Annotated in this window: 13 protein-coding genes; 9 read left to right on the top strand and 4 right to left on the bottom strand. The window is 63.5% G+C overall.

Going from position 1 to position 15,314, the window contains the following annotated elements:
- Positions 1-205: 205 nt before the first annotated feature.
- Positions 206-616 carry a hypothetical protein gene (locus tag KI242_RS01785; protein WP_011058723.1) on the top strand — a complete coding sequence of 137 codons (411 nt, stop codon included), beginning with the start codon at positions 206-208 and terminating at the stop codon, positions 614-616.
- An 82-nt stretch (positions 617-698) separates the two neighbouring features.
- On the opposite strand, the gene KI242_RS01780 is transcribed toward KI242_RS01785, so the two are convergent.
- The 3 genes from KI242_RS01780 to gabP form a co-directional block, all read right to left on the bottom strand.
- The gene (locus KI242_RS01780) at positions 699-1,019 is read right to left on the bottom strand and encodes a hypothetical protein (protein WP_011058722.1); all 321 of its coding nucleotides are present in this window, start codon (positions 1,017-1,019) and stop codon (positions 699-701) included.
- 358 nt (positions 1,020-1,377) lie between these two features.
- Positions 1,378-3,408, bottom strand: a complete 2,031-nt coding sequence (locus tag KI242_RS01775) for a DKNYY domain-containing protein (RefSeq protein ID WP_152685884.1) — start codon at positions 3,406-3,408, stop codon at positions 1,378-1,380.
- 185 nt (positions 3,409-3,593) lie between these two features.
- Entirely contained in the window at positions 3,594-4,985 is a 1,392-nt protein-coding gene (gene gabP / locus KI242_RS01770; protein ID WP_011058720.1) for a GABA permease, read from the bottom strand.
- Between the two features lie 565 nt (positions 4,986-5,550).
- On the opposite strand from gabP, the gene KI242_RS01765 reads away from it, so the two are divergent.
- The 5 genes from KI242_RS01765 (at position 5,551) to KI242_RS01745 (ending at position 9,795) form a co-directional block, all read left to right on the top strand.
- Positions 5,551-6,324 carry an ABC transporter ATP-binding protein gene (locus KI242_RS01765; protein ID WP_011058719.1) on the top strand — a complete coding sequence of 258 codons (774 nt, stop codon included), beginning with the start codon at positions 5,551-5,553 and terminating at the stop codon, positions 6,322-6,324.
- A gap of 13 nt (positions 6,325-6,337) precedes the next feature.
- On the top strand, positions 6,338-7,090 hold the full coding sequence (locus tag KI242_RS01760) for an ABC transporter substrate-binding protein (RefSeq protein ID WP_011058718.1): 753 nt from the start codon (positions 6,338-6,340) through the stop codon (positions 7,088-7,090).
- A 65-nt stretch (positions 7,091-7,155) separates the two neighbouring features.
- Positions 7,156-7,848: an ABC transporter permease gene (locus KI242_RS01755; RefSeq protein WP_011058717.1), complete on the top strand. Its 693-nt coding sequence runs from the start codon at positions 7,156-7,158 to the stop codon at positions 7,846-7,848.
- On the top strand, positions 7,848-8,537 hold the full coding sequence (locus KI242_RS01750; protein WP_072452116.1) for an ABC transporter permease: 690 nt from the start codon (positions 7,848-7,850) through the stop codon (positions 8,535-8,537). The genes KI242_RS01755 and KI242_RS01750 overlap by 1 nt, the downstream gene beginning before the upstream one ends.
- 49 nt (positions 8,538-8,586) lie before the next feature.
- Entirely contained in the window at positions 8,587-9,795 is a 1,209-nt protein-coding gene (locus tag KI242_RS01745; protein WP_077934982.1) for a methyltransferase, read from the top strand.
- 285 nt (positions 9,796-10,080) lie between these two features.
- On the opposite strand, the gene KI242_RS01740 is transcribed toward KI242_RS01745, so the two are convergent.
- Positions 10,081-11,664 (bottom strand): peptidase M20, encoded by a 1,584-nt coding sequence (locus tag KI242_RS01740; protein ID WP_053148574.1) that lies wholly within the window; start codon positions 11,662-11,664, stop codon positions 10,081-10,083.
- A gap of 283 nt (positions 11,665-11,947) precedes the next feature.
- Between KI242_RS01740 and KI242_RS01735 the strand changes: the two genes are divergently transcribed.
- The 3 genes from KI242_RS01735 to KI242_RS01725 all read left to right on the top strand — a co-directional run bounded on the left by KI242_RS01735 (position 11,948) and on the right by KI242_RS01725 (position 15,304).
- Positions 11,948-12,865, top strand: coding sequence for a LysR substrate-binding domain-containing protein (locus tag KI242_RS01735; protein WP_011058712.1), 918 nt, complete (start codon positions 11,948-11,950; stop codon positions 12,863-12,865).
- Positions 12,866-13,014: 149 nt separating this feature from the next.
- Positions 13,015-14,106, top strand: a complete 1,092-nt coding sequence (locus KI242_RS01730; RefSeq protein WP_053148571.1) for an ABC transporter ATP-binding protein — start codon at positions 13,015-13,017, stop codon at positions 14,104-14,106.
- A gap of 85 nt (positions 14,107-14,191) precedes the next feature.
- A complete protein-coding gene (locus KI242_RS01725; protein WP_015633809.1) occupies positions 14,192-15,304 on the top strand; it encodes an ABC transporter substrate-binding protein in 1,113 nt (370 codons plus the stop codon).
- The last annotated feature ends 10 nt before the right edge of the window (positions 15,305-15,314 follow it).

Below are 15,314 nucleotides of genomic sequence, written 5' to 3'. Positions count from 1 at the left end.
CCCAGGCAGTGGGAAAAGGCTGCAAAAAACCTTTGGCACAGGTGCTGCGCCGCAATGGACCTCGGCCCATGCAGGGTCGTCGGTACCCGTCTTGAGGCCTTGGCGGGTGCCAGCGCAGCGATTTGCTGGCATCCTTTCCCGCCTGACCGGCCGCTCGCCCCGAATCCGCGAGCGCCGCCCCTTTGCGCAACAAGGTAAGACGCCCATGGCATCGATCGACAAACAACACAAACGTGCCGCCCGGGCAAAGGCCAAGGCCAAGCAGAACCGCGCCAAGCGCACTGCACCGACCTCGGAGCTGGAACTGGACCCCAACGACAGCCGCATCGACTTCGAATCGGTGGACCTGACCGAGCTGTTCGTGAAGATGCGCGACGCCGAGAAAACCAGCCAGCAGGCGCTGTGCACGGTCTTCCTCTCGGACCCGCTGCTGGAGCTGGTCTATGAGCAGGAGGGCGAACAGGGCGCCACGGACTTCATCCTTGCGGCGCTGATCGAATACCGTAACTGGTCCACCGAGGCCGACGAGGCCACGGCCCTGGCCTGGATCGAGTCCGAGGCCTTCCAGGCCGACTACATGGCCGCATCCCAGGCACTGTTCAGCGCCGAAGGCTGAGTTTCTTCCGGGCATGAAAAAAGGGCGCATTCAGCAATGAATGCGCCCTTTTCCGTTTCAGCTAAACAGCCTGGCGTGATGCTCAGGCAGCTTCCAGCCGAGGGATTTCCATGCCGATGCGCGAGCTGGCGAAGTTCAGGTCGCCGCTGGCGATGGACTGGGCCTTGAAGCCTGCACCGATCAGGTCGCGTACATACAGCTTGTTGTAGATGAACATGAACACCAGGTTGCTCAGGCCGAAGGTGAACATGGCCAGCAGGAACATGATGGCAGCCCATTTCCAGTCGGCGCGGAACAGTGCCGGGATGAAGCCGAAGAAGAACACGGTCCAGGAGAAACCAACTGGCGCTTCCTTGATGGCTCCGGTGTTCGGGTTTTTGAAGATGATTTTAGTGAACGCCATGCGCGTCTCCTTGCCGCCCTTTCTTTAAGGGACCAATGGCCGGGCGATCACCATTGAACCCTGAATGCTCGTTCTTCGAACCGGGACTGTCAGGCAGGCGCTGACACTCAGGAACCATGGCGGCTACGCAGGGAACAAGGGACAGAGGCAGAAGGCGGATTCAGGGCCCCGACAAGCATTCAATCCCTTGCAATACAGCGCTATTCCATAGCTCCTCTCACGCTGGCACGCAAGAGCTCTTATCGAAGAGCGCGCAGGCTACTATTTCGCCAGCGGGCTGTCCATGAAACGCCATGTAACAAGTCACAAATCCAGCAAAAAGGCCACCGTCAATGCTGACGGCAGCCTTTTTTGCCTTTCAGAACGCCAAACTCTCAGAGCCGGCGTCCCCTGCCGGGGCCTTCTTCAGTGCCTGGTGGTACTGCTCGGCGCTGATTTCGCTGAGTGTCGCGTAGCCGTCGTACTGGTAGAAACGCTGTTTGTCGCGAGCATAGCGGTCCGCGACAAACTCCAGGCTGGCCAGGTCGATGCGCTTGGCACTCACCGGCCGCCGGCCACAGAACAGCTTGCGCGTGCCCAATTGCAGAAAGTCCGGATGAGGAACCATCACTTCCTCCGGGCTGAATTCAACCTCCAGCGGTTTGCCGGCAGCAAACATCAGTGTCGCGGTGAAGGCGTAGCTGCCCATGACGCGAGTGTGCGCCGGGTCGAGGGGCTTCTTTCTTGCGCCGTAGTAGTACACCGCCCCCTTGTCCCGGGCCCAGCCATGCCCGCATGACTCGAAGCTGGCCAGATCCGCTTTGGCCATAGGCTCGGGCACCTGATAAAAGACACTGTGGCAAAAAACCCTCTGGCCATCGGTCAGGTACGGGCCGCCCAGGGCACGGTAATGATCGGCGCAGGCCGAAGAGAATCGCTCCGGCACCCGGGTCTCGGCGCGATGAAAGGGGATCAGATACAAGCCATTGGCGTCGCCACACAGGTGTGTGTCCAGCAGCTTGAAACTGCCGGCATCCAGACCATTGATGGGGCGGCCATGGAAGTGCACCTGGCTCCCCAGCTCGAACCCGGAGCCGATGGAACGCAAGGCCTGGGCTGTTGACGCCGATGGTGCCTGCAAGCGATGCCACCAATAATCTTGCAACTGCGGATGCGCCTCGAAGTACGCCGACCACTCTTGCAGCATGGTGTCATCGATCACCCCATCCGAACCGAGCGGGCCGTGCCTGTCACCCACCAGCAACGGCGAATAGTTGCCTTCGCCACGCTCCAGCTGGGCCACTACAAAACTCTCTACATCCACGTCCAGCGGCTTGCTGCGCCGGTAGACGCGATGCCGGTCAGCGTAGTAATCGAATCCCAGGTGACGGAAACTCGGGCCATCGGCACCACGCAGGCGGGTGCCATTGCAGTAGACGAACTGATCGTCCACGGCAAAGTACGGGTCCGCCGCTTCACTCTGGCTCAAGATCCGGCCACCGGCATCGAACACCGACTGAACACGGTTCAGCAGGCGGAAGTCACCGACATAGCGCAGGGTTTTTCCGGTCAGGTAATAAGCCCGCCGTGCGTCCTTGGCGTAGCGCTCGTTGAGCACGCTGAAAGTCGCCAGATCGACGTTGTCGATGCGGTAGAAATACTCATAGGCGATGCTCGAGCCCTGCTGCGCCTGGACGATCACCGAATGCCCATCCGTACCCCAGCGCCAGGCCAGCATCTGGAAGCCATCCGGATTGGCAATCGGCAACGGCGAACCGTCCTTCTGATGCAGCACAACGCCGCCCCGGCAGACTTGGCCGCTGATCACTTGATAAGCCGGATGGTTGGTACCGCGTACCTGCTGCTCCGCGCTGGCGATCGCTCGGGCGCCGAGGAAGACCTTGTCCCCGTCACTGAACAGCACCGACCCCGCAGGCCAGTTTTCTGGCACCGGGTGCACAAGCGCCAGGCGCTCAGGCTGCGCGCCGTCGATCACCTCCTGCCCGTAGTCATGACAGAAGTAGGCACGGCACTGATCACGCCAATGGTCATGGCCCAGGCTCTGCAAGCCCCGACACACACGCACCGGCAAGGCTTGCAACGGGTGGTAGCCATAACGCGCGAAGTAACGGGGCAACGCATAATAATCGGCCCGCGCATCACGCAGCAGGTGCCGATGAACACGATGTCGCCAGAGCGGCTCGCCCTCTACCAGGGGGGAAGCCGGGAATTGCTCGGTCGCGGCCTGGCAAGCCTGCTCAGCCGGGGTCCGCCCTTCACGCTGCAGCATGAGGTAGACGTCCCGGGCTCGCTCCTCCACCAACAGGGCCCCTTCCACGAAGGCGAACCCTTGATGCCATTCGAGGTCGAGCAGTTCCCACTCGGCATCATCCATATCCAGGTCTTTCATCGCTGCATCCCAAGCTAACCGAGTGGCGGATTATCAGCAGGCGCCCCGGGTGGGTAAAGCGCCCCGTCGCCAGGCCGCGAGCGAGCCTCTGCCCGCCACCAGCAGCCCCCCAAGTTGCATCCGGACATGAAAAAGGCCGCGGTCATTTCTGAGCGCGGCCTTTTCATAAAGAGCGGAGCAAACCGTCAGTTCAGTGCCAGGGCACCATTGCGCTCGGCCTTGCGCCGACGGGCCACCATCAGGCCGGCAGCGATGACGATGACACTCAGCAGGCCAGTGGCGAGGATCTCCACCCGGTGCTCTTCCTGGAACAGCATGATGCCCAGCACCGCGACGATGAACACGATCACAGCGTAAGTCAGGCCCGGGAACAGCCACATGCGGAAGGCGATCTTCTCGCCGGCAGCCATGCGCTTGTGGCGCATGCGCAGTTGCGAGACGGCAATCACCAGGTACACCAGCAAGGCGATGGCGCCGGAGCTGGCCAGGAGGAATTCGAACACCGCCGCCGGAGCGACATAGTTGGCGAACACCGCGAGGAAGGCCGCAGCGGTGGACAGGATCACCGCCCAGTAAGGCGTGCCGCTGGCGTTGGTGCGCTTGGCGGCGGCCGGGGCATCGCCACGCTTGCCCAGGGAGAACAGCATGCGCGAGGCAGTGTAGAGCGCCGAGTTCAGGCAACTGGTCACGGCCACCAGCACCACCAGGTCAACGATCAGCTTGGCATTGGGGATGCCCATGCGGTCGAGCACGGTCTGGTAGGAGCCGACCTGGGCCAGGCTCGGGTCGTTCCACGGCACCAGGGCCACAACGATAAAGATCGATACCAGGTAGAACAGGCCGATCCGCCAGATCACCGAATTGGTGGCCTTGGAGATCTGCTTGCCCGGGTTGTGGGATTCCGCCGCGGCGATGGTGACGATCTCGGTGCCCATGAAGGAGAACATGGTGGTCAGCATGGCGGCCAGTACCGCGCCCATGCCGTTGGGCATGAAGCCCTGGGTGTCCACCAGATGCGATACGCCGCTGACCTGGCTGTTGGGGAGCAGGCCGCAGATGGCGGCGAGGCCGAGGATCACGAAGCCGATGATGGCTACCACCTTGATCAGGGCGAACCAGAACTCGAACTCACCGTAGTTCTTCACGCTGAACAGGTTGGTGGCGGTCAGCAGCAGGGTGATCACCAGAGTGAAGACCCAGATCGCCACGTTGGGGAACCAGGCATGCAGGATGGTCGCGGCAGCGTTGGCTTCCAGGGGAATCACCAGCACCCAGAACCACCAGTACAGCCAACCGATGGTGAAACCGGCCCAGTGGCCGATGGCGCGGTCCGCGTAGGTGGAGAACGATCCGGTGTCCGGCGAAGCCACGGCCATTTCCGCCAGCATGCGCATCACCAGCACCACCAGGGTGCCGGCGGCGGCATAGGCCAGCAGCACGGCGGGGCCGGCTTCGGCAATGGCGTGGCCGGAGCCGACGAAGAGGCCTGCGCCGATCACGCCGGCAATCGACAGCATGGTCACATGCCGCGGTTTGAGCCCCTGTTCGAGGTCATTGGAGAGTTGCGTACCGCTCATGAAAAGCACCTTTGCAACGAAAAAAGAGTAACTCCACCCGGTCTGCATTCGTTCTCGTAAAAAGAATCCAACAGGGCGTTCTTTATATCGCACGCAAGAATTGCGCCAAAATGTTACAGAACCCCGGGCAACAAGGGTTGGCGAGCCGACCGATGGAAATCCCAAGTCATTGAGAACAATGGCATTTCGCCATTTCGTTACCGGCCGACTCACTTGCAGGACGAAATGACGCACCAAAAACACACCCGAAAAGCAGCCGATGAGCGATTAGAGTGCAGATCCATGACCTTTGGCCCGTTAACCCTTCCAACACCCGGCCAAAGCTGGCACCATCGCGCCTTTTTTTACGCGACACCTACCGGATTTCAGGCGGATCCAGGGTTCAAACAGGCGTTCGGTTGTTGATGGGGCGACAGTCTTCTGTGCTGATGCGACAACCTGCCACACACCGTCTGTTTACCTCCGGTAGCGCTGTTGGCTGCGCTTGGAACCCTATGCTAGCTTGGCGCCTCGCCAGGAAGGCCGCCCAACAGCAGGAGCACAATGAACTCAATGAGGACCGCACATGGCTGAGGCCACGCCCGCGCTTGAAATCCGCAACTTGCACAAACGCTACGGCACTCAGGAGGTACTCAAGGGTATCTCGCTGACCGCACGCGACGGTGACGTGATATCGATCCTGGGTTCCTCCGGCTCCGGCAAGTCCACTTTCCTGCGTTGCATCAACCTGCTGGAAAACCCGCACCAGGGCCAGATCCTGGTAGCCGGCGAAGAGCTCAAGCTCAAGGCCGCGAAAAACGGCGAGCTGGTAGCCGCCGACGGCAAGCAGATCAACCGCCTGCGCAGCGAAATCGGGTTCGTCTTCCAGAATTTCAATCTCTGGCCGCACATGAGCGTGCTCGACAACATCATCGAGGCGCCACGCCGGGTGCTGGGCCAGAGCAAGGCCGAGGCCATCGAAGTGGCCGAGGCGCTGCTGGCCAAGGTCGGCATCGCCGACAAGCGCCACGCCTACCCGGCACAGCTGTCCGGCGGCCAGCAGCAGCGCGCCGCCATCGCCCGGACCCTGGCGATGCAACCCAAAGTCATCCTGTTCGACGAGCCGACCTCGGCCCTGGACCCGGAAATGGTCCAGGAAGTCCTCAACGTGATCCGCGCCCTCGCCGAAGAAGGCCGCACCATGCTGCTGGTCACCCACGAAATGAGCTTTGCCCGTCAGGTCTCCAGCGAAGTGGTGTTTCTGCACCAGGGTCTGGTAGAAGAGCAAGGATCGCCACAGCAGGTCTTCGAGAACCCGCTTTCGGCACGCTGCAAACAATTCATGTCCAGCAACCGCTAACGGAGCTACACGCATGCAGAGCTATAAGAAAATCCTCCTGGCCGCTGCCGTCACCCTGGCCTTCAGCGCCAGCGCTGCCGCCGAGACCCTGAAGATGGGCATCGAAGCAGCCTACCCACCGTTCAACAACAAGGACGCCAGCGGCCAGGTCGTGGGCTTCGACAAGGACATCGGCGACGCCCTGTGCGCCAAGATGAAAGTCGAGTGCACCGTGGTCACCTCCGACTGGGACGGCATCATCCCGGCCCTGAACGCGAAGAAGTTCGACTTCCTGATCTCCTCGCTGTCGATCACCGATGAGCGCAAGCAGGCGGTGGACTTCACCGACCCGTACTACTCCAACAAGCTGCAGTTCATCGCGCCCAAGGCCAAGACCGACTTCAAGACCGACAAGGCCTCGCTCAAGGGCAAGATCATCGGCGCGCAACGGGCGACCCTGGCCGGCACCTGGCTGGAAGACAACCTGGGCGACGACATCACCATCAAGCTCTACGACACCCAGGAAAACGCCTACCTGGACCTGACGTCCGGCCGCCTGGACGCGATCCTGGCCGACAAGTACGTCAACTACGAATGGCTCAAGAGCGATGCGGGCAAGCCTTATGAGTTCAAGGGCGAGCCTATGGTGGAAAGCGACAAGATCGGGATTGCCGTGCGCAAGAAAGATCCACTGCGCGAGAAGCTGAACGCCGCCCTGAAAGAAATCGTGGCCGACGGCACTTACAAGAAGATCAACGACAAGTACTTCCCGTTCAGCATCTATTGATACTGACTTGCCTGACCGGCGCTCGCCCCCTGGGCGCCGGTCCTTAGCAAAGCCATCCAGACCCCATGAATATCGATCTCTACGGATTCGGCCCGGCGCTCGCCGCCGGCGCGCTGATGACCGTCAAGCTGGCCCTCTCGGCGTTATGCCTGGGACTGGTGCTCGGCCTGCTCGGCGCCTTGGCCAAGACTTCCCCGTACAAGCCACTGCGCTGGCTTGGCGAAACCTATTCGACCATCGTGCGCGGCGTCCCGGAACTGCTGTGGGTGCTGCTGATCTACTACGGCACGGTGAACATGATGAGCGCGCTGGGCGAGCATTTCGGCAACCCCGATCTGGCCCTCAGTCCGTTTCTCGCCGGGGTGATCGCCCTCGGGCTGTGCTTTGGCGCCTATGCCACTGAAGTGTTTCGTGGCGCGATCCTGGCCATCCCCAAGGGCCACCGCGAGGCCGGCACCGCGCTGGGCCTTTCCAAGTTTCGGATATTCAGCCGCCTGATCCTGCCGCAGATGTGGCGCATCGCCCTGCCGGGCCTGGGCAACCTGTTCATGATCCTGATGAAGGACACCGCGCTGGTGTCGGTGATCGGCCTTGAAGAAATCATGCGCCACGCGCAGAACGCCGTGACCTTCGCCAAGCATCCCTTCACCTTCTTCATGGTCGCGGCCTTCATGTACCTGGGCCTGACCGTGCTGGCCATGACCGGCATGCACTTCCTGGAAAAACGCGCCGCCCGCGGCTTTGTGAGGACGACGTAATGGAATGGGAAGTCATCTACAAATGGCTGCCGAAGTTCATCCAGGGCGCGACGCTGACCCTGGAGTTGGTGGGCATCGCCGTGATTCTCGGTTTGCTGCTGGCCATCCCCTTGGGCATCGCCCGTTCGTCCAAGCTCTGGTACGTGCGCGCCCTGCCCTACGCCTACATCTTCTTCTTTCGCGGCACGCCGCTGCTGGTGCAGCTGTTCCTGGTGTATTACGGCCTGGCGCAGTTCGATGCGGTGCGCGACAGCTTCATGTGGCCCTACCTGCGCGACCCGTTCTGGTGCGCCACCGCCACGATGACCCTGCACACCGCGGCCTACATCGCCGAGATCCTGCGTGGCGCGATCCAGGCCATTCCGCCCGGTGAAATCGAAGCCGCGCGGGCCCTGGGCATGTCCCGGCCCAAGGCGCTGTTCTATATCATCCTGCCGCGGGCGGCGCGCATCGGCCTGCCGGCCTACAGCAACGAAGTGATCCTGATGCTCAAGGCCAGCTCCCTGGCCAGTACCGTGACCCTGCTGGAACTGACCGGCATGGCGCGCACCATCATCGCCCGCAACTACCTGACGGTGGACATGTTCTTCACCGCCGGGGTGTTCTACCTGTTGATGTCGTTCATGCTGGTCCAGGCCTTCCGCCAACTGGAACGCTGGCTGCGGGTCGACGCCTGCCAGGGACGCTGATCTTCTCCCGCTCCCGCCAGGGAGCGGGCCTGCCCCGGACGCCATGACCATGCCTGCGATTCTCCAAGGCCCTGCGCTGCTCGATCGCTTCCAGGCCCTGGACGGCTTCCTGCTTGAACACCAGGATCTCTGGCGGCCTCGTCCGTTCCAGCATCTGCACCTGCCGTGGGAAACCTCCTACCCGGAACTCGCCCAGTGGCTGCGCCAGCGCACCCTGGAAGACGCCGAGGCTGCCCACAACCACCCGGAACACCTCCAGGCACCCGCCCCCTTCGGCGAATTGGCCGCGCGCTCCGGGGCCCTGTCTGCCGTAGCCGAATGGCCCGGCCAGGCATTGCCGCCCCTGCGCCAGCGCCTCAGTGTCGACGTCCCCGGGCGCAAATGGCAGCAGATCGAAGCCTTCGCCGGCCGCCTGCACTTCACCCGGGCAACCGAGCACTGGCTCGACTGGTGTTCGGGCAAGGGCCACTTGGGGCGGCGCCTGCTGCAGCCCGGACAACAACTGACCTGCCTGGAATACGATCCGGCGCTGGTGACCAGCGGCGCGCAGCTGAGCCAGCACCACGGCCTGCCTGCCCGGCACCTGCACCAGGATGTACTGGCCGCCGACGCCGACCGCCACCTCGATGCCCGACACACCCCAGTGGCCCTGCACGCCTGCGGCGACCTGCATGTGCGCCTGATCCAGCTGGCCAGCCAGAACGGCTGCCAACAACTGGCCATTGCCCCTTGTTGCTACAACCGCACCAGCGCCAGCCACTATCAGGGGTTATCCACAGCGGCCCAGGCATCACACCTGCAACTGTCCCTGGAGGACCTGGCCCTGCCCATGAGCGAAACCGTCACCGCCGGCGCCCGGGTGCGGCGCCAGCGCGACAGCTCCATGGCCCGCCGCCTGGCTTTCGACCTGCTGCAGCGGCAAGTGCGCGGGGTCGATGAATACCTGTCTACCCCGTCGCTGCCCAGCCACTGGCTGGACAAGCCCTTCGCCGACTACTGCCGCGACCTTGCCGCGCTCAAGGAGTTATCCACAGTGGGCCAGCCAGACTGGCCGGCCCTGGAAGCCGCCGGCTGGCAGCGCCTGGCCCAGGTGCGCAACCTGGAACTGCTGCGCGGCCTGTTCCGCCGGCCATTGGAACTGTGGCTGGTGCTGGACCGGGCATTGTTTCTGCAACAGCAGGGCTACCAGGTACGCCTGGGCACCTTCTGCCCTGCGCACCTGACCCCGCGCAATCTGCTGCTTCTGGCGGAGCGTTGAGAGCCTGCGACGGCCTGTCGCGACCTGTGGATAAGTCTGTTGATGGAATTCAATGAAAGCCCATGAAAGCCTGGCCTGGAGCCAAAAACAGAGGCTGGTCATTTTTTGTTCACAAAATAAACCGTCGAAAAAACAGCCAGTTGCGCAAGGAATGAGAAACGGTCCACAAAACCGGCCCGTCCAGGCCCTGGCAACCCATCCGTTGTGCATAAACACCTGAACGAACGGGCATAACGCCCTCTCGTCCAGGCCGTTTCCACAGGCTCTGTCACCTCCTGCCGCGGGCTATTCGTCCGCTCGCGCCGGGATCCACCACTCTTCGCCTCGGGCCGTGCTGATGTACTCCGGCCAACGGAAATCGTGGGGCACCTTGAAGTCCTCGGGCAGCAGTGGCGCCTGCCAGCGAGTGCCGCCGATACCGCCACCGGTGCGCTCCACGAACTCGGCCTTGGCCGCACTCAACAGGGCTTCGTCGGTCAGCAGGTCCACCAGGGTCGCGGCAATGGTCTTGGCCGCCACTTCGATCATCGGGTCGATGGTCTGGCGAATGCCCCCCAGGGCGTTGGACACCCAGTCCGGATAGACCGTGCCAGCTGGCGCGCTGAGCATCGGCCGGGCCACCAGCAGGCGCACGGTGGGGCAGTGCCAGGTGTATTCCGGGTAGTCATCGGAGGTCAGGTAGTTCTGCCAGACGGGCATTTGCAGGCGCATCTGGCGCTCGCATTCCTGGGGTTCGATCAAGGCTTCGGTGGCCGGCAGAAATGGCCGTTCCATGGCTTCGAGGCCAAGGTTGCGCTGGATTTCCCGAGCGATCTCCCGGGCTTCTTCGTCCCACTGTGGAGCGCCCACCGCCGCCAGGTTGTCGTAGGTGGCCTGGGCCATGACGTGGTTGGGCAGGCCGCCCCGGGACTTGCACACCCAGGTCTTTTTCCAGCGGCAGCCGGTGGCCATGGCCGCCGCTGCGGCGTTGTTGTCCATGACCTGGGAGATGGTCTCGGCCTGCTCGATGGAATCGCAGCGCAGCAGGTACTGGATCTGCGACAGGTGCGGCGGCAGGTTGTCCGCGGTGGCCTGGCCGGCGGTGAGAATCGCCTCGTTGTAGCTCCACAGGCCGGTGAACGGCAGGGTCGAACGGCGCAGGCTTTCGTTCAGGGTGTAGAAATGCACCAGGGCGTCATTGGCCCCCGGCGCCCGGGCCGCCAGATGGTTCTGCGGGATCGGGCTGTAGCGATCGGCGGCGATCCAGTTCTGCGGATCCTCGCAGGTAAAGCTGTAGATGTAGGCGTAGGCGATGCCGCAGTGGGTGTCCCAGGTGGTGGTGTTGTTCAGCGGCAGCATGTAGGTGGGGTGGAAACTGATAGCGGCATCCAGGTCATCGTAGTAGCCCTTGGCGGCGTGGACCGGCTTGGAGGCGCGAAGCTTTTCCGCCGGCTCGCCGAAGAACCTGATGCTGCCCTGCAGGCCGAATTCCACCATGGTCGCCTTGGCCGCCAGGGCCCCGCCGAGGGCGCTGATGCCCAGGGCCGAGTGCGGGTCGGTGTGCCCAGGAGCGAAGCGCGACAGGCCATCGCGCGGCTGCTTGCGCGTAGTGGCCGCCTGGCAGTTGCCGGGCACCGCGTCGTATTCGCCGTAGGTGGCCAGCAGCGGTCCCTGGCCCTGGGTGAAGGTGGCGCAGAAGGCCGTGGGCATGCCGCCGCTGGCGCGCTCGACGGTGAAGCCCTCGGCTTCCAGCAGTTGCACGTACCAGGCGCTGGACTTGTACTCACGAAAGGCCGGCTCGGCGTAATGCCAGATGATCTGGTGCCAGTCCGACAGTTGCTGGCGGTGGCGTTCAACCCAATCCATGGCGAATTCTTTGTAACGGGACATCCGCGGCACTCCTGGTTATCCAGGTTCCGGCCGGCCGGCGCCAGGACGCCACAGCGCCCCCACTCGGCCTGCGGGACCTCTTGTTGTTATTAGGCTTGTCCGGTCGGCTACAGGCCGGATCGAGGCTCAGTATTGGTGAAGCGCCGATTACATCAATCGAATTTTTTAGGCGGCAATGTCAAAGTAAATTGACCAGTTTGCCGAGAGGTCGGCCCATACTGCGCCGCACTATGTGCGGAATACGAACGCCGTCGAACACAGGTTCCCTTGACCCGGAGGTTGTATGCGCTACCCCTCGATCACCGCCCTGCGCGCCCTCGACGCGGTCGCCCGGCTGGGCAGCGTCACTGCTGCCGCCCAGCAACTGAGCCTGACCCGCAGCGCCATCAGCCACCAGATCATCAGCCTGGAACAGAGCCTGGGTTTTGCCCTCACCGAACGGGTTGGGCGCGGCATCGGCCTGACCTACCAGGGCCAGTGCTATGCCCGGGAGGTGCGGCGCATCCTGGCCGACATCCAGGACGCCGGGCGGCGTTTCGACGGTCTGTCGGTGTCCGGAAAACTGCGCATCAGCTGCAACCCGGGGTTCGCCAGTTTCTGGCTGTGCAATCACATCAACGGTTTCCTGCGCCAGTACCCCCAGGTGCAGTTGCAAGTGGTCAGCCCGCGCTCCCAGGACGACACCAGCGACGCCGAAGCCGACCTGTTCATCGCCTATGGCATCGGCGACTGGCCGGGGCTGCTGGTGGAGCAGATCGTTACCCTGCGCTTCTCGCCGGTGTGCAGCCCGCGCCTGATCAACGCCATCGGCGGCCTGAAGACCCCACTGGACCTCAAGGACTTCCCGCTGATCCACATGAGCGACACCAGCGACTGGCGGGTCTGGCTGGCAGCGGCGGGCGCCAGTCAGGTCAACGCCGACAGCGGCATCACCTTCTCCGATGCGCACTGTGCCCAGTCGGCCTGCATCGCTGCCCAGGGCGTGGCGATTGGCGACAACCTGCTCAGTGGCGACGCCCTGGCCCGGGGCCTGCTGGTGCGCCCGTTCGACATCAGCATCAGCGCCTTGCGCGGCTACTTCCTGGTGATCGACCCGGCCAAGGCCGAGCGCTCGGTGGTCCAGGCCTTCAGCGCATGGTTGAAGAACCAGTTGCAGACCAGCGCCCAGCACATCTCGGACGCCCCCTCCGGCGAACCCTGAGGCGCTCGCGACTGGGAAATTTCACTCACCAATGAGACAAAAATTATTCCATTGATGTGGCGTTGCTTTTCACAATAATGAGCCGACCGCCTGCTGTTCCGACAATAAAAATTCCATAGCGCAGGCCGGCTTTGCGGGAGATCTCCGTAGTGTCCAGCAGTCCCTCGACTCAACTCAGCGCCCAAGGAATCAGCCAGTTCTACGGCAACTTCACTGCCCTGGACGGCATCGACCTCGACGTTCGCCAAGGCGAATTCCTCACCCTGCTCGGCCCCTCGGGCTCAGGCAAGACCACCCTGTTGATGATCCTCGCGGGCTTCCTCACCCCCAGCGCCGGCAAGCTGCTGGAGCGCGGTGTGGACATCAGCCGGCGGCCGGCGGAAAAACGCAACTACGGCATGGTGTTCCAGGGCTACGCGCTGTTTCCCCACATGAGCGTGGCCGACAACGTCGCCTACCCGTTGCGCATCCGAGGCGTGAAAGCCGAGGAGCGCCAGCGCCGGGTCAAGCACATCCTCGAAGTGGTGGGCCTGGGCGCCCACCTGAACAAGAAGCCGTCCGAACTTTCCGGTGGCCAGCAACAGCGCGTCGCCATCGCCCGGGCCCTGGTGTTCGAGCCGGACATGCTGCTGCTGGACGAGCCGCTCTCGGCCCTGGACAAGAACCTGCGCGAGCAACTGCAGACCGAGCTGCAACGCATTCATCGCCAGGTCGGCACCAGCTTCGTCTTCGTCACCCATGACCAGGGTGAAGCCCTGGCGTTGTCGACCCGCATCGCCATCTTCAACCAGGGGCGGCTGGCACAGATCGACACCCCGGAAACCATCTACGACCGCCCGCGCAACCGCTTCGTCGCCGAGTTCCTGGGCAAGATGAACCTGTTCCCGCTGCAAGGCATTTCCCGCAACGGCAGCCAGGCCAGCGGACGCTTTGGCGACAGCCCGCTGCAGGCCACCACGTCCGGGGAAATCAGCAGCCAGCCGCAATTGCTGGCGGTACGCCCGGAACACATGACCCTGCACACCGAGCGCCCGCAAGCCGGCGAGCACAACGTGCTGCCCGCCAGCCTCGGCGAGCGGGTGTACCAGGGCTCCAGCACCCACCTGGCGCTGAACATCAGCCCGGAACTGGCACCGGTGAACCTCTCGGTGCCCGGCGACCACCCCGGCGCCCGATTGCCCAGCGGCACCCCGGTGTGGCTGAGCTGGCCGGTACGCCACAGCTTCCTGCTGGAAGCCTGAGCCGGCCGCTCCCCCATCGCGCACAGCTCTCCCATAACAATAATCGGCCGGCGCGCCCTGCACCGGCCTCGCGAGGACTTGCCCCATGAGCCAGCACCATCAACGCGACTGCATTGAAATCCTCATCGAAAAAGCCCGCGGCGGGCAGGTCAGCCGCCGCACCTTCCTCCAGGCCATGGGCCTGCTGGCGGCGGTGCCCCTGGCATTGCGCAGCGGTATCAGCTGGGCCGCCGACAAGCCCCTGGTGGTGGTCAACTGGGGCGGCGACGCACTCAATGCCTTTCGCAGCGCCTGGACCGACAGCTTCACCAAGAGCACCGGCATCCCGGTGCGCATCGACGGCGCCGGCCCCACCGAAGGGGCCATCCGTTCGCAGCTGGCCAGCGGCCGGCCGAGCTGGGACGTGGTCGACGTGGACAGCTACAGCGCCATGACCCTGGGCCGCGACAAGGTCCTGCAACCCCTGGACTACAGCGTGGTGCAGCGGGACCTGGTGGCGCCGTCGCTGTCCCACGAGCACGGCATCGCCGGCTACCTGTTCAGCTACGTGATCGCCTGGGACAGCCAGAAGTTCGGCGACAACGGCCCCAAGGACTGGGCGGATTTCTGGAACGTGGAGAAATTCCCCGGCAAGCGCACCCTCTACAAGTGGATGAACGGCATGCTCGAAGCCGCGCTGCTGGCCGATGGCGTGGCCGCCGAGCAGTTGTACCCGCTGGACGTGCCTCGCGCCTTGCGCAAGATCGATGAGCTCAAGCCCCATGTCCTGTCGTTCTGGGGCTCGGGTGCGGAAAGCCAGCAGTTGATGATCGAAGGCGAAGCCTCCATGGGCGCCATCTGGCACACCCGCGCCACCCTGCTCCACGAAGACAGCGGCGGCCGCATCAAGTGGGGCTTCGACCATGCCTTCCTCAACGCCAGCAGCTGGGGCGTGCTCAAGGACAACCCCGCGGGCACCGCACCGGCCATGCAGTTCATCCAGCACGCCTTGCAGCCGGCCGGGCAACTGAAGCTGTTCGAGGCCCTGGGCAACGGCCCGTCCAACGCCGCCACCCAGCAACTGATGAGCGCCGAACAGCGGGAGATCAACTGCGCCTCCGAAGCCAACATGAAGAAGCAGATCTTCCTCGACACCCAGTGGTACGCCGACCACTACTCCAGCACCCTGGAGCAGTACCTGACCCACCTGTCCAAATGAGCCGCCGACC

This window comes from Pseudomonas sp. Eqa60 (genome assembly GCF_018326405.1).
In the GTDB taxonomy this organism is placed as follows: domain Bacteria; phylum Pseudomonadota; class Gammaproteobacteria; order Pseudomonadales; family Pseudomonadaceae; genus Aquipseudomonas; species Aquipseudomonas protegens.
This window is presented reverse-complemented; position numbering and strand designations above follow the sequence as displayed.

Bases quoted from the DNA above. Each gene is read 5' to 3' on its own strand.
- KI242_RS01740 (WP_053148574.1), bottom strand. From the start codon at position 11,664: ATGTCCCGTTACAAAGAATTCGCCATGGATTGGGTTGAACGCCACCGC.
- KI242_RS01745 (WP_077934982.1), top strand. From the start codon at position 8,587: ATGCCTGCGATTCTCCAAGGCCCTGCGCTGCTCGATCGCTTCCAGGCC.
- KI242_RS01750 (WP_072452116.1), top strand. From the start codon at position 7,848: ATGGAATGGGAAGTCATCTACAAATGGCTGCCGAAGTTCATCCAGGGC.
- KI242_RS01775 (WP_152685884.1), bottom strand. From the start codon at position 3,408: ATGAAAGACCTGGATATGGATGATGCCGAGTGGGAACTGCTCGACCTC.
- KI242_RS01735 (WP_011058712.1), top strand. From the start codon at position 11,948: ATGCGCTACCCCTCGATCACCGCCCTGCGCGCCCTCGACGCGGTCGCC.
- KI242_RS01755 (WP_011058717.1), top strand. From the start codon at position 7,156: ATGAATATCGATCTCTACGGATTCGGCCCGGCGCTCGCCGCCGGCGCG.
- KI242_RS01725 (WP_015633809.1), top strand. From the start codon at position 14,192: ATGAGCCAGCACCATCAACGCGACTGCATTGAAATCCTCATCGAAAAA.
- KI242_RS01780 (WP_011058722.1), bottom strand. From the start codon at position 1,019: ATGGCGTTCACTAAAATCATCTTCAAAAACCCGAACACCGGAGCCATC.
- KI242_RS01765 (WP_011058719.1), top strand. From the start codon at position 5,551: ATGGCTGAGGCCACGCCCGCGCTTGAAATCCGCAACTTGCACAAACGC.
- gabP (WP_011058720.1), bottom strand. From the start codon at position 4,985: ATGAGCGGTACGCAACTCTCCAATGACCTCGAACAGGGGCTCAAACCG.
- KI242_RS01760 (WP_011058718.1), top strand. From the start codon at position 6,338: ATGCAGAGCTATAAGAAAATCCTCCTGGCCGCTGCCGTCACCCTGGCC.
- KI242_RS01785 (WP_011058723.1), top strand. From the start codon at position 206: ATGGCATCGATCGACAAACAACACAAACGTGCCGCCCGGGCAAAGGCC.